Source organism: Enterobacter wuhouensis (assembly GCF_035835995.1).
Lineage (GTDB): Bacteria > Pseudomonadota > Gammaproteobacteria > Enterobacterales > Enterobacteriaceae > Enterobacter > Enterobacter wuhouensis.
In genome coordinates this window covers 4,580,757-4,594,388 of record NZ_CP142124.1, presented here as the reverse complement: position 1 = coordinate 4,594,388, position 13,632 = coordinate 4,580,757, and the positions used below count along the sequence as shown (strand labels likewise).

The following is a 13,632-nucleotide window of genomic DNA, read 5'->3' as shown; positions in this document are numbered from 1 at the left end:
TTTCTTTCTCAGGCGCTGAAAATAGCGCCTGTTTCATTTCTGGCATATGGGGTTAACGTGGCGCAGGCGGAAGTATTGAATCAGGAATCGCTGGCTAAACAGGTTTTGCAGGAAACCTTTGGCTACCAGCAGTTCCGTCCTGGCCAGGAAACCATCATTGAAACCGTGCTGGAAGGCCGCGACTGCCTGGTCGTGATGCCAACCGGCGGCGGAAAATCGCTCTGCTATCAGGTGCCCGCGCTGGTGCTGAACGGCCTGACGGTCGTGGTATCGCCCCTGATTTCCCTGATGAAAGACCAGGTGGATCAACTGCTCGCCAACGGCGTGGCGGCCGCCTGTCTTAACTCCACGCAAACCCGCGAGCAGCAGCAAGAGGTGATGGCGGGTTGCCGCACCGGACAGATCCGCCTGCTTTACATCGCGCCGGAACGCCTGATGCTGGATAACTTCCTCGATCATCTCGCGCACTGGAATCCGGTCCTGCTGGCGGTGGATGAAGCGCACTGTATCTCCCAGTGGGGACACGACTTCCGCCCGGAATATGCCGCCCTCGGCCAGCTGCGTCAGCGCTTCCCCGAGCTGCCGTTTATGGCGCTTACCGCCACGGCGGATGATACGACGCGTCTGGACATCGTTCGTCTGCTCGGGCTAAAAGACCCTTATATTCAGGTCAGCAGCTTCGACCGCCCGAACATCCGCTATATGCTGATGGAAAAATTCAAGCCGCTGGATCAGCTCCTGCGCTACGTTCAGGAGCAGCGCGGCAAGTCCGGCATCATCTACTGCAACAGCCGTGCGAAGGTCGAAGACACCGCCGCGCGTCTGCAAAACCGCGGTTTTAGCGCCGCCGCGTATCACGCCGGGCTGGAGAACCACATCCGCGCCGACGTGCAGGAGAAATTCCAGCGCGACGACCTGCAGATTGTGGTCGCGACGGTGGCGTTCGGGATGGGGATCAACAAGCCCAACGTGCGCTTCGTGGTGCACTTCGACATCCCGCGCAATATTGAATCCTACTATCAGGAAACCGGCCGCGCCGGGCGTGACGGCCTGCCGGCGGAAGCGATGCTGTTTTACGATCCGGCCGACATGGCGTGGCTGCGCCGCTGCCTGGAAGAGAAGCCTCAGGGTCAGCTGCAGGATATCGAGCGCCACAAGCTCAACGCGATGGGGGCGTTTGCCGAAGCGCAAACCTGCCGCCGTCTGGTTTTGCTCAACTACTTTGGCGAGGGGCGTCAGGAGCCGTGCGGCAACTGTGATATCTGTCTTGACCCGCCGAAGCAGTACGATGGCCTGATGGACGCGCGTAAGGCGCTCTCGACCATTGGCCGCGTCAACCAGCGCTTCGGGATGGGCTACGTGGTGGAAGTCCTGCGTGGGGCCAACAACCAGCGCATCCGCGACATGGGCCACGACAAGCTGCCGGTTTACGGCATCGGTAAAGAGCAGAGCCACGAGCACTGGGTAAGTATTATTCGCCAGCTGATCCACCTCGGCTTTGCCACGCAAAATATTGCCCAGCACTCCGCGCTTCAGCTCACGGAGGCTGCGCGCCCGGTGCTGCGGGGTGAAGTTGAACTCAAGCTCGCCGTGCCGCGCGTTATCGCTCTCAAGCCGCGCGTGATGCAGAAATCCTACGGCGGCAACTACGACCGCAAGCTGTTTGCCAAACTGCGCAAGCTGCGTAAAGCCATTGCCGATGAAGAGAACATCCCGCCTTACGTGGTGTTCAACGACGCGACGCTGATTGAGATGGCCGAGCAGATGCCGCTCAGCGCCAGCGAGATGCTGAGCGTCAACGGCGTCGGCACGCGCAAGCTGGAGCGCTTCGGGAAAGAGTTTATGGCGCTCATCCGCTCTCACGCCGATGGTGATGACGAGGAGTAGTCAGCCGGGCGAAAAAGTGCCAGGATGGTGACTCACTACATTATTTCCCCGCGAGCTAATTATGTTAATGCTATTTCTCACCGTGGCGTTAGTGCACCTCGTTGCGCTGATGAGCCCTGGCCCTGACTTTTTCTTCGTGTCGCAAACCGCCGTCAGCCGCTCCCGCAAAGAGGCGATGATGGGCGTGCTCGGTATTACCATGGGCGTCATGGTCTGGGCGGCAGTCGCGCTGCTCGGCCTGAACCTGATCCTGGCGAAGATGGCCTGGCTGCATAACATTATTATGGTCGGCGGCGGGCTGTACCTGTGCTGGATGGGCTACCAGATGCTGCGCGGGGCGCTGAAGAAAGAAGAGAAAAAACCGGAAGAGCCCAAGGTGGAGCTGGCAACGGGCGGACGCAGCTTTGTGAAAGGGCTGCTGACCAACCTGGCGAACCCGAAAGCGATTATCTATTTCGGCTCCGTGTTCTCGCTGTTTGTGGGCGATAGCGTGGGCGCGGGCGCGCGCTGGGGGATCTTCCTGCTGATCGTCGTTGAGACGTTTGCGTGGTTCACCGTGGTGGCCAGCCTGTTCGCCTTACCGGCGATGCGCCGCGGCTACCAGCGCATCGCGAAGTGGATCGACGGCTTCGCCGGCGCGCTGTTCGCCGGCTTCGGCATTCATCTCATCATCTCTCGCTAAGCATGACGCGCTGACGCAAGCAGCGCGCCAACCAGCATAAACAGCGAACCAAAGATTTTATTCAGGGCCTTCATCTGCTTAGGCCCTTTAATCCACGCCGCAATTCGCTGCGCCAGCGTCGCGTAACCAATCATTACGATAATATCGACGATAATGGTGGTCGCGCCCAGCACCACGTACTGCATCACCTGCGGTTGGTTCGGCACGATAAACTGCGGGAACAGCGCGGCCAGGAAGACGATACTTTTCGGGTTGGTCAGGTTCACGAACACCGCGCGTTTAAACAGATGGCCGCGCGTTTGCGTCCGGGAGAGCGTATTCAGGTCAATCGAGCCTGCCGCGCGCCACTGCTGAATACCCAGCCAAATCAGATACGCCGCACCGGCCCATTTCAGCACCTCAAAGGCCAGCACCGAGCGTGAGAATAGCGTTCCCAGACCAATCCCGACCAGCACAATGTGAATGCCCAGCCCGGTCTGCAGTCCGGCGATCGACGCCGCCGCACCGCGATAGCCGTGGTTGATGGAGGTAGTCATCGTATTGATTGCACCCGAGCCTGGTGAAAGGCTGAGGATAATGGATGTCAGCAGGTAGGCGAACCACCACTCGAAGGTCATTTGAAACTCCCGAACCGTCTATTTTTATGCCACAATACGCTATTGTTGAGTCATTTTGTGACCGGTGAAGAAAAAAACGATATTCCCTGGATTACGTGAGTGGAAACCCAATGTTTCAGCAGAAAAAGGACTGGGAAACACGAGAAAACGCTTTTGCTGCTTTCTCTATGGGGCCGCTGACCGATTTCTGGCGGCAGCGTGAGGAAGATGAGTTTACGGGCGTCGGGGGCATCCCGGTGCGCTTCGTTCGTTTCCGAAATGAGAAAAACGATCGGGTGATCGTCGTCTGCCCTGGGCGTATCGAAAGCTACGTTAAATACGCTGAGCTGGCCTACGACCTGGTCCATATGGGGTTCGACGTGCTGATTATCGACCACCGTGGGCAGGGGCTGTCAGGTCGTATGTTACCTGATACGCACCGGGGGCACGTGGATAATTTCAGCGATTACGTCGATGACCTTGCCGCCTTCTGGCAACAGGAAGTGCAGCCCGGGCCGTGGCGCAGGCGGTATATACTTGCCCACTCCATGGGCGGGGCGATCTCCACGCTGTTTTTACAGCGCCACGCTCACCAGTGCGATGCCATTGCGCTCACCGCGCCGATGTACGGCATCGTTATACGTTTTCCGGACTGGATGGTACGCCATCTTCTCGACTGGGCTGAGGGCCATCAGCGCATTCGCGAAGGCTATGCCATCGGCACAGGACGCTGGCGCGCGCTGCCGTTTGCCATCAACGTCCTGACCCATAGCCGGCAGCGCTATCGCCGTAACCTGCGCTTTTACGCCGATGAGCCGCGCCTGCGCGTCGGTGGCCCCACCTGGCACTGGGTGCGGGAAGGCATTCTGGCCGGTGAGCAGGTGCTTGCCGGGGTCGGTGATGATGACACGCCGACGCTCCTGATTCAGGCGGAAGAAGAGCGTGTGGTGGATAACCGCATGCACGACCGCTATTGTGAACTGCGCGCTGCCGCCGGTCACCCCTGCGAAGGGGGTAAACCGCTGGTCATCAACGGCGCGTACCATGAGATCCTTTTTGAAAAGGACGCCATGCGCTCAGTCGCGCTCAACGCCATCGTCGAGTTTTTCGACCGGCATAACTGATTATTGTTTTCCACCAGAGGTTGAAATCCCTATGTACCAGGTTGTTGCATCTGACTTAGATGGCACGCTGCTTTCCCCCGACCACACCCTGTCGCCTTACGCGAAAGAGACCTTAAAACTCCTGACTGCCCGTGGCGTGAACTTCGTGTTCGCTACCGGCCGCCACCACGTGGACGTGGGGCAGATCCGCGATAATCTGGAAATCAAATCGTACATGATCACCTCCAACGGGGCGCGCGTGCACGATACCGATGGCAACCTGATCTTCACCCACAACCTGGATCGCGACATCGCCGCCGATCTGTTCGGCGTGGTGCACAATAACCCGAATATCGTCACCAACGTTTACCGCGACGACGACTGGTTTATGAACCGTCACCGCCCGGACGAAATGCGTTTCTTCAAGGAAGCGGTGTTTAACTACTCCCTGTACGAGCCGGGCCTGCTGGAGCCGGAAGGGATCAGCAAGGTGTTCTTCACCTGCGAAAGCCATGAAGAACTGCTGCCGCTGGAGCAGGCGATCAACGCCCGCTGGGGCGACCGCGTTAACGTGAGCTTCTCCACGCTGACCTGTCTGGAAGTGATGGCGGGCGGCGTGTCCAAAGGCCACGCGCTGGAAGCCGTCGCGAAACGTCTGGGCTTTGAGCTGAAAGACTGCATCGCGTTCGGCGACGGCATGAACGATGCCGAGATGCTCTCCATGGCGGGTAAAGGCTGCATCATGCAGAACGCGCACCAGCGCCTGAAAGACCTGCACCCGGAGCTGGAAGTGATCGGCACCAACGGCGATAACGCCGTGCCTAAGTACCTGCGCAAGCTGTTCCTTGAATAATCTTCATTTGATTGTTTGTTGCTCAGTTGTCAACTAAAGAGTTCGCTACAATGCCTGTCCTTCTTTATGAGAGACAAGCATTGTGGCGCTACTCATTATTACCACTATTCTGTGGGCCTTCTCCTTTAGCCTGATTGGCGAATACCTTGCCGGTTCGGTCGACAGCTACTTCTCGGTGCTGATGCGCGTGGGGCTGGCGGCGCTGGTGTTCCTGCCGTTCCTGCGCACGCGCGGGCAATCGCTGAAAACGATCCTGCTCTATATGCTGGTGGGCGCGATGCAGCTCGGCATCATGTACCTGTTCAGCTTCCGGGCCTACGTCTACCTCTCCGTCTCTGAATTCCTGCTGTTCACCGTGCTGACGCCGCTCTATATCACGCTGATTTACGATCTGCTCAGCAAGCGCCGCCTGCGCTGGGGATACCTGCTGAGCGCCGCGCTGGCGGTGGTGGGGGCGGCGATTATCCGCTACGACAAAGTCAGCGATCACTTCTGGACCGGGCTGATGTTCGTCCAGCTCGCCAATATCAGCTTTGCTATCGGCATGGTGGGCTACAAACGCCTGATGGAGACCCGCCCGATGCCGCAGCACAACGCGTTTGCGTGGTTCTATATGGGCGCGGCGATAGTCGCGGTGGCGGCGTGGTTTATGCTCGGTAACCCGCAGAAGCTGCCGACCACCCCCGTGCAGTGGGGCGTTCTGGTCTGGCTGGGCGTGGTGGCCTCTGGGCTGGGATACTTCATGTGGAACTACGGCGCTACGCAGGTAGACGCCGGTACGCTGGGGATCATGAACAACGTGCATGTGCCTGCCGGGCTGCTGGTTAACCTCGCCATCTGGCAGGAGCAGCCGCACTGGCCGAGCTTCCTTATTGGGGGAGCGGTGATCCTGGCTTCGCTGTGGGTACATCGCCGGTGGGTCGCTCCGCGCTCCGCACAAACGGAAGATGGTCGCACGCGTGGTTCCGCGCTGAGCGAATAAACGCCTCCGTTACCGGCTGACGCTGCTCGCCGTCGCGCACGGCGGAGTACAGCCGGCTCCACAGTCCATCGCCCAGGGTTTTGGTGACCACCAGACCCTGGCGTTCAAAACTCTCTACTACCCAATGCGGCAGCGCCGCGATGCCCATTCTGGCCGCCACCATCTGAATCAGCAGCAGGGTGTTATCCACGCTTTTCAGCTGTGGGCTAATGCCCGCAGGCTGCAGGAAGTGACGCCAGATATCCAGACGGCTGCGCTGCACCGGGTAAATCAGCAGCGTTTCCGTCGCCAGGTCTTCCGGCGTGATGCGCGTTTTGCTCGCCAGCGGATGATCCGGCGCCAGCACCAGGCGCACTTCGAAATCAAACATCGGCGAATAGTGCAGGCCGCTGCGCGGCAGAATATCCGATGTCATCACCAAATCCAGTTCGCCCTGCTGGAGCGACGGCTGTGGGTCAAAGGTCACGCCGGATTTAAAGTCCATCTCCACCTGCGGCCACTTCTGGCGGAAGTTCTCAAGCGCGGGGGTCAGCCACTGAATGCAGCTGTGGCATTCAATGGCGATGCGGAGCGTGGTCTGCTGCGGCTCGTTGCAGGACTGCAGCGCGCTGGCGATCTGCGGCAGCACCTGATTGGCCAGCTGCAGCAGGATCTCCCCCTGCGGCGTAAAGCGCAGGGGCTGACTCTTGCGCACAAAAAGACGAAAGCCGAGGCGTTGTTCCAGATCGCTGAACTGGTGAGAAAGGGCGGACTGCGTCTGGTGCAGCGTGGCCGCAGCGGCCGCGAGCGAACCGCAGTTCCGCAACGCTTGTAGCGTTTTCAGGTGTTTAATCTCGATCATGAAAGTCCTTCACTTCGCCATGAACATATTGCGCTTGAGGAATATACAGTACCTGCCAATTATAGATGTGTAAACATCTGGACGTCTAAATAACGAATTTCTCCAAGGGGTACACCATGACAATCCGCAATCACACTCTCGGTTTCCCTCGCGTTGGCCTGCGTCGCGAGCTGAAAAAAGCGCAAGAAAGCTACTGGGCAGGCAACGCCACCCGTGAAGACCTGCTGGCCGTGGGCCGCGAGCTGCGCGCCCGCCACTGGGATCAGCAAAAACAGGCGGGCGTTGACCTGCTGCCGGTGGGCGATTTCGCCTGGTACGACCATGTTCTGACCACCAGCCTGCTGCTTGGCAACGTGCCGGCTCGTCATCAGAACAAAGATGGATCGGTGGATATCGATACCCTGTTCCGCATCGGCCGCGGCCGTGCGCCAACGGGTGAGCCAGCGGCGGCGGCGGAAATGACCAAGTGGTTCAACACCAACTATCACTATATGGTGCCGGAATTCGTAAAAGGTCAGGAGTTCAGGCTGACCTGGACGCAGCTGCTGGACGAAGTAGACGAAGCGCTGGCGCTGGGTCATCAGGTGAAGCCCGTCCTGCTGGGGCCGGTAACCTACCTATGGCTGGGTAAAGTGAAGGGCGAACAGTTCGACCGCCTCAGCCTGCTGAAAGATATTTTGCCGGTCTACAAACAGGTGCTGATTGAGCTGGGCAAGCGCGGCATTCAGTGGGTACAAATCGACGAACCGGCGCTTGTGCTCGAGCTGCCGCAGGCGTGGCTCGATGCCTTCAAACCGGCATATGACGCGCTCGTCGGTCAGGTAAAACTCCTGCTGACCACCTATTTCGAAGGCGTGACGCCTAACCTGAAGACCATCACCGCGCTGCCGGTGCAGGGTCTGCACGTTGACCTGGTCCACGGGAAAGATGATGTTAACGAGCTGCACAGGCGTCTGCCAGCGGACTGGCTGCTTTCTGCGGGGCTGGTCAACGGTCGAAACGTCTGGCGTGCCGATCTGACCGAGAAATACGCACAAATTAAGGACATCGTCGGCAAACGTGAGCTGTGGGTAGCCTCGTCCTGCTCGCTGCTGCACAGCCCGATCGATCTGAGCGTGGAGACCCGTCTTGATGCCGAGGTGAAAAGCTGGTTCGCGTTCGCGCTGCAAAAATGTGAAGAGCTGACGCTGCTGCGCGACGCGCTGAACGGTGGCGACACGACGGCGATCGCCGAATGGAGCGCCCCGATCCAGGCGCGTCGCCACTCTACTCGCGTACATAATCCGGCGGTGGAGAAACGCCTGGCGGGCATCACCGCTCAGGATAGCCAGCGTCAGAGCCCGTATGAAGTACGCGCCGAAGCGCAGCGTGCCCGTTTCAATTTACCTGCATGGCCGACCACCACAATTGGTTCTTTCCCGCAAACCACTGAAATCCGCGGCCTGCGCCTGGACTTCAAAAAGGGCAACCTGGATGCGAACAACTACCGCACCGGCATCGCGGAGCACATCAAGCAGGCGATTATTGAACAGGAGCGCCTGGGGCTGGACGTGCTGGTGCACGGCGAGGCCGAGCGTAACGACATGGTGGAATATTTTGGCGAGCATCTGGACGGCTTCGTCTTTACCCAGAACGGCTGGGTGCAGAGCTATGGTTCCCGCTGCGTGAAGCCACCGGTGGTGATCGGCGACGTCAGCCGTCCGGAACCGATCACCGTTGATTGGGCGAAGTATGCCCAATCCCTGACCGACAAGCCGGTGAAAGGGATGCTGACCGGCCCTGTGACCATTCTCTGCTGGTCCTTCCCGCGTGAAGACGTAACCCGAGAGACCATCGCCAAACAGATTGCGCTGGCGCTGCGTGATGAAGTGGCCGATCTTGAAGCGGCGGGCATTGGCATCATTCAGATTGACGAGCCTGCGCTGCGTGAAGGTCTGCCGCTGCGCCGCAGCGACTGGGATGCCTACCTGCAATGGGGCGTGGAAGCGTTCCGCATCAACGCCGCAGTGGCAAAGGACGATACCCAGATCCATACCCACATGTGCTACTGCGAATTTAACGACATCATGGATTCAATTGCCGCGCTGGATGCGGACGTGATCACCATCGAGACCTCGCGTTCAGACATGGAGCTGCTGGAGTCGTTTGAGGAGTTCGACTACCCGAACGAAATCGGGCCGGGCGTGTATGACATTCACTCTCCGAACGTGCCGAGCGTGGAGTGGATTGAAGCCCTGCTGCAAAAAGCGGCCCAGCGTATCCCGGCAGAGCGCCTGTGGGTGAACCCGGACTGCGGCCTCAAAACGCGCGGCTGGCCGGAGACGCGCGCGGCGCTGGCGAACATGGTGAAGGCGGCGCAGAATTTGCGTCAGGCGTAGTGATGCTGGATTGCCCGGTAAGGCGTAGCCGCCACCGGGCTTTTTTGCTTTATGCTTTCTTTCCGCCGTACTGGCTAAACCACGCCAGCATCCGCTGCCAGCCGTCTTTGGCTGATTCTGCGTGATAGCTCGGACGATAATCGGCGTTAAACGCGTGCCCGGCTTCCGGGTAGACCACAATCTCCGCCTTCGCGTTTGCCGCACGCAGCGCATGGCGCATGGTCTCAACCGTATCAAGCGGAATGCCAGTGTCTTGCCCACCGTACAGCCCTAACACCGGCGCATTTAAATCCGTTGCGATATCAACGGGATGCTTCGGTGAATTCAGCGTTTTTTCGCCCACCAGCTTGCCGTACCAGGCCACGGCAGCCTTCAGCTGCGGGTTATGCGCGGCGTAAAGCCAGCTAATGCGCCCGCCCCAGCAGAAGCCAGTGATCATCAGACGGTGCGGATCGCCGCCGTTGCGCGCCGCCCAGCTGGCAACGTGGTCGAGGTCGGCCAGCACCTGCGCGTCCGGAACTTTGCTCACCAGGTTACTGAACAGCGTGGGGATATCGCTGTAATCGTTCGGATCGCCCTGACGGAAATAGAGCTCAGGCGCAACGGCCAGATAGCCTTCCAGCGCCAGACGGCGGCAGAGGTCGCGAATATGTTCGTGAACGCCAAAAATCTCCTGAACCACAATAACGATAGGCAGCGGGCCGTCTGCCGATTTTGGCCGCGCGTGGTAAGCAGGCATATTTTCCCCCTGAGAGGGGATGGACGTCTCACCCGCGGTAATGGCTTCTTCAGGGGTTGAAACGATGGTTGAAGCATGCGGGGCTGCAGCAGGTGCAAAACCAGTTTTTTCAGTCATGGCATTCTCCGTACCAATGAGTTAATTAGCGCAAAGGTAAATATAGACACCAGGTTAACAACCCACATTGCCCTGGAGGGGTTATCTTTTGTGCAGCATCCCATGATTTAACTTGTTAATGTGATGTGAATCACTATTTTATGGAAATTAACTGCAATCATTTTCATTCATGGTGAAGTGTGTCACGAAATTGTGCGTACCGCTTCTGTAAAGTACCTTTTTACTTCTTCTGACTAACCGACCCACAGAGGAGTCACCCTATGTCTAAGTCTGATGTTTTTCATCTCGGCCTCACTAAAAACGATTTACAAGGGGCTACGCTCGCTATCGTCCCCGGCGATCCTGAGCGTGTGGAAAAGATCGCCGCGCTGATGGATAAGCCGGTCAAGCTGGCAGCCCATCGTGAATTCACTACCTGGCGTGCAGAGCTGGATGGCAAAGCGGTGATCGTGTGCTCTACCGGCATCGGTGGCCCGTCAACTTCCATTGCCGTTGAAGAACTGGCGCAGCTGGGTATTCGTACCTTCCTGCGTATCGGTACGACCGGCGCTATCCAGCCGCACATCAACGTGGGTGACGTGCTGGTGACGACCGCGTCCGTCCGTCTGGACGGTGCAAGCCTGCACTTTGCACCGATGGAGTTCCCGGCGGTAGCCGACTTCGAATGCACCACCGCGCTGGTTGAAGCCGCGAAATCCGTGGGCGCAACTACCCACGTGGGCGTAACCGCCTCTTCCGACACCTTCTACCCGGGCCAGGAACGTTACGACACCTTCTCAGGCCGCGTGGTGAGCCGCTTCAAAGGCTCTATGGAAGAGTGGCAGTCCATGGGCGTGATGAACTACGAAATGGAATCAGCAACGCTGCTGACCATGTGCGCAAGCCAGGGTCTGCGTGCCGGTATGGTGGCGGGTGTTATCGTCAACCGTACCCAGCAGGAGATCCCGAACGCGGAAACTATGAAGCAGACTGAAAGTCACGCGGTGAAAATCGTGGTGGAAGCGGCGCGTCGCCTGATCTAATCCTCTCTTCTGAGACACAAGGCCGACGCGTTCGGCCTTTATTTTTTGCGTAGCGCCTCGCAGGAAAACCCTTTCAAACTGGACGTTTATACAGCACAATTCTATTTTGTGCGGGTAATACGTTGATGCAGGGGGCATTGTGGATATCTCAGTCCTGATTTATGCGGTGATTGCGCTGGCGGGCGTGGCGATAGGCTGGCTCATTTCCAGCTATCAGCATGCACAGCAGAAGGCCGACCAGTTGGCAGAGCGCGAAGAGATAGTCGCTGAATTAAGCGCGGCAAAGCAGCAGCTTGCGCTGAGCGACCACTGGCGCGACGAGTGCGAATTGCTCAACAACGAGCTGCGCAACCTGCGCGATATCAACACCTCGCTGGAGGCCGATCTCCGTGAAGTCACCACCCGCCTTGAATCCACCCAGCTGCATGCGGAAGACAAAATCCGCCAGATGATCAACAGCGAGCAGCGCCTCAGCGAGCAGTTCGAAAACCTTGCGAACCGCATTTTTGAGCACAGCAACCGCCGCGTGGATGAACAAAACCGCCAGAGCCTGAGCGGCCTGCTGACACCGCTGCGCGAGCAGCTGGACGGCTTTCGCCGTCAGGTGCAGGACAGCTTTGGCCAGGAGGCGCGCGAGCGCCATACCCTGGCGCATGAAATTCGCAATCTCCAGCAGCTGAACGCGCAGATGGCGCAGGAGGCAGTCAATCTGACGCGCGCCCTGAAAGGGGATAACAAAACGCAAGGCAACTGGGGGGAAGTGGTTCTGACCCGCGTGCTGGAGGCTTCTGGGCTTCGCGAAGGTTACGAGTACGAAACGCAGGTGAGCATCGAAAACGATGCCCGCTCGCGCATGCAGCCGGATGTTATAGTGCGGCTGCCGCAGGGCAAGGATGTGGTGATTGACGCCAAAATGACGCTGGTGGCCTACGAGCGCTACTTCAATGCCGAAGACGACTACACCCGCGAGTCGGCGCTGCAGGAACACATTGCCTCCGTGCGTAACCACATTCGTCTGCTGGGCAGAAAAGATTACCAGCAGCTGCCGGGGCTGCGCTCGCTGGATTATGTGCTGATGTTCATTCCGGTTGAACCGGCATTCCTGCTCGCCCTCGACAGACAGCCCGAACTGATTACCGAAGCATTGAAAAATAACATTATGCTCGTCAGCCCAACCACGCTGCTGGTGGCCTTGCGTACCATTGCCAACCTGTGGCGCTACGAGCACCAGAGCCGCAATGCCCAACAGATAGCCGATCGCGCCAGCAAGCTGTACGACAAAATGCGCCTGTTCGTGGACGATATGTCCTCGGTGGGGCAAAGCCTGGACCGTGCGCAGGATAACTACCGCCAGGCGATGAAAAAGCTCTCCTCCGGGCGCGGCAACCTGCTGGCTCAGGCCGAAGCGTTCCGCAGCCTGGGGGTAGAAGTTAAACGCGAGATTAATCCGGAATTGGTTGAACAGGCGACGTCGCAGGATGAAGAATTCCGGCTGCGTGAAGGCCATGATGAACAAAAGACAGACAGCGGAAACAACGATTTAGCGGCTAAAATAGCGCCGGATGAACAGCCGACGCGTTTGTTTCGCGGTGGTTGAATCGTAGGGCAAATGCGCCCAATCTGTTACACTTCCCGAACATTTGACTGATAAGCAGGCTCTGAGATGGTTGACGATTCACAAGACACGACGCACTTTGGCTTTCAGACTGTTGCCAAAGCACAGAAAGCGGACATGGTGGCCCACGTATTTCATTCCGTGGCGGCGAAGTACGATGTGATGAATGACCTGATGTCGTTCGGCATTCATCGCTTGTGGAAGCGCTTTACTATTGACTGCAGCGGCGTGCGTCGCGGACAAACGGTGCTGGATTTAGCCGGCGGTACGGGCGATTTGACGGCGAAGTTCTCCCGTCTGGTGGGTGAAACCGGTCGCGTTGTGCTGGCTGACATTAACGACTCCATGCTGAAAATGGGACGCGAAAAGCTGCGTAACATCGGCGTGGTCGGTAACGTGGAATACGTGCAGGCAAATGCCGAAGCGCTGCCGTTCCCGGACAATACCTTTGACTGCATCACCATCTCGTTTGGCCTGCGTAACGTCACCGATAAAGACAAAGCGCTGCGCTCCATGTACCGCGTGCTGAAGCCGGGTGGACGCCTGCTGGTGCTTGAGTTCTCCAAGCCTATTATCGATCCCCTGAGCAAAGCCTACGACGCTTATTCATTCCATGTGCTTCCGCGCATTGGTGAACTGGTGGCAAACGACGCGGAAAGCTACCGCTACCTGGCGGAATCAATTCGCATGCACCCGGATCAGGACACCCTGAAAGCGATGATGCAGGACGCGGGCCTGGAAAACGTTGAGTACTTCAACATGACGGCGGGTGTCGTCGCGCTACACCGCGGTTATAAGTTCTGAGTGGAGGTGTCAC

General features: G+C 58.4%; 12 protein-coding genes. 9 read left to right on the top strand and 3 right to left on the bottom strand.

All coding sequences use genetic code 11. The features are described from left to right. Window positions 1-57 precede the first annotated feature (57 nt). Together recQ and rhtC are read left to right on the top strand one after the other, a co-directional pair. A complete protein-coding gene (recQ, locus tag VPX56_RS21915; protein WP_131635681.1) occupies window positions 58-1,887 on the top strand; it encodes an ATP-dependent DNA helicase RecQ in 1,830 nt (609 codons plus the stop codon). Between the two features lie 61 nt (window positions 1,888-1,948). Beyond that, the gene (rhtC, locus tag VPX56_RS21910; RefSeq protein WP_131635680.1) at window positions 1,949-2,569 is read left to right on the top strand and encodes a threonine export protein RhtC; all 621 of its coding nucleotides are present in this window, start codon (window positions 1,949-1,951) and stop codon (window positions 2,567-2,569) included. Here the strand turns inward: rhtC and rhtB are convergent. Then, on the bottom strand, window positions 2,566-3,186 hold the full coding sequence (gene rhtB, locus VPX56_RS21905) for a homoserine/homoserine lactone efflux protein (RefSeq protein WP_131635679.1): 621 nt from the start codon (window positions 3,184-3,186) through the stop codon (window positions 2,566-2,568). The genes rhtC and rhtB overlap by 4 nt on opposite strands. A gap of 110 nt (window positions 3,187-3,296) precedes the next feature. Between rhtB and pldB the strand changes: the two genes are divergently transcribed. From pldB to VPX56_RS21890, 3 genes are all read left to right on the top strand, one after another. After that, window positions 3,297-4,289 carry a lysophospholipase L2 gene (pldB, locus tag VPX56_RS21900; protein WP_131635678.1) on the top strand — a complete coding sequence of 331 codons (993 nt, stop codon included), beginning with the start codon at window positions 3,297-3,299 and terminating at the stop codon, window positions 4,287-4,289. Window positions 4,290-4,320: 31 nt separating this feature from the next. After that, complete coding sequence (gene yigL, locus VPX56_RS21895; RefSeq protein ID WP_131635677.1) at window positions 4,321-5,121, top strand: sugar/pyridoxal phosphate phosphatase YigL; 801 nt, start codon at window positions 4,321-4,323, stop codon at window positions 5,119-5,121. A gap of 82 nt (window positions 5,122-5,203) precedes the next feature. Continuing rightward, window positions 5,204-6,103: a carboxylate/amino acid/amine transporter gene (locus VPX56_RS21890; RefSeq protein ID WP_131635676.1), complete on the top strand. Its 900-nt coding sequence runs from the start codon at window positions 5,204-5,206 to the stop codon at window positions 6,101-6,103. Here the strand turns inward: VPX56_RS21890 and metR are convergent. Next, entirely contained in the window at window positions 5,991-6,944 is a 954-nt protein-coding gene (gene metR / locus VPX56_RS21885) for an HTH-type transcriptional regulator MetR (protein WP_131635675.1), read from the bottom strand. The genes VPX56_RS21890 and metR overlap by 113 nt on opposite strands. 116 nt (window positions 6,945-7,060) lie before the next feature. On the opposite strand from metR, the gene metE reads away from it, so the two are divergent. Further along, window positions 7,061-9,322 (top strand): 5-methyltetrahydropteroyltriglutamate--homocysteine S-methyltransferase, encoded by a 2,262-nt coding sequence (gene metE, locus VPX56_RS21880; RefSeq protein WP_326468898.1) that lies wholly within the window; start codon window positions 7,061-7,063, stop codon window positions 9,320-9,322. Window positions 9,323-9,371: 49 nt separating this feature from the next. On the opposite strand, the gene VPX56_RS21875 is transcribed toward metE, so the two are convergent. Next, window positions 9,372-10,178, bottom strand: a complete 807-nt coding sequence (locus VPX56_RS21875) for a dienelactone hydrolase family protein (protein WP_326468896.1) — start codon at window positions 10,176-10,178, stop codon at window positions 9,372-9,374. 260 nt (window positions 10,179-10,438) lie between these two features. Between VPX56_RS21875 and udp the strand changes: the two genes are divergently transcribed. From udp to ubiE, 3 genes are all read left to right on the top strand, one after another. Then, window positions 10,439-11,200, top strand: coding sequence for a uridine phosphorylase (udp, locus tag VPX56_RS21870; RefSeq protein WP_003860792.1), 762 nt, complete (start codon window positions 10,439-10,441; stop codon window positions 11,198-11,200). Window positions 11,201-11,339: 139 nt separating this feature from the next. Next, on the top strand, window positions 11,340-12,797 hold the full coding sequence (gene rmuC / locus VPX56_RS21865; RefSeq protein ID WP_326468894.1) for a DNA recombination protein RmuC: 1,458 nt from the start codon (window positions 11,340-11,342) through the stop codon (window positions 12,795-12,797). 66 nt (window positions 12,798-12,863) lie between these two features. Further along, a complete protein-coding gene (gene ubiE / locus VPX56_RS21860) occupies window positions 12,864-13,619 on the top strand; it encodes a bifunctional demethylmenaquinone methyltransferase/2-methoxy-6-polyprenyl-1,4-benzoquinol methylase UbiE (RefSeq protein ID WP_006179275.1) in 756 nt (251 codons plus the stop codon). Window positions 13,620-13,632 lie beyond the last annotated feature (13 nt).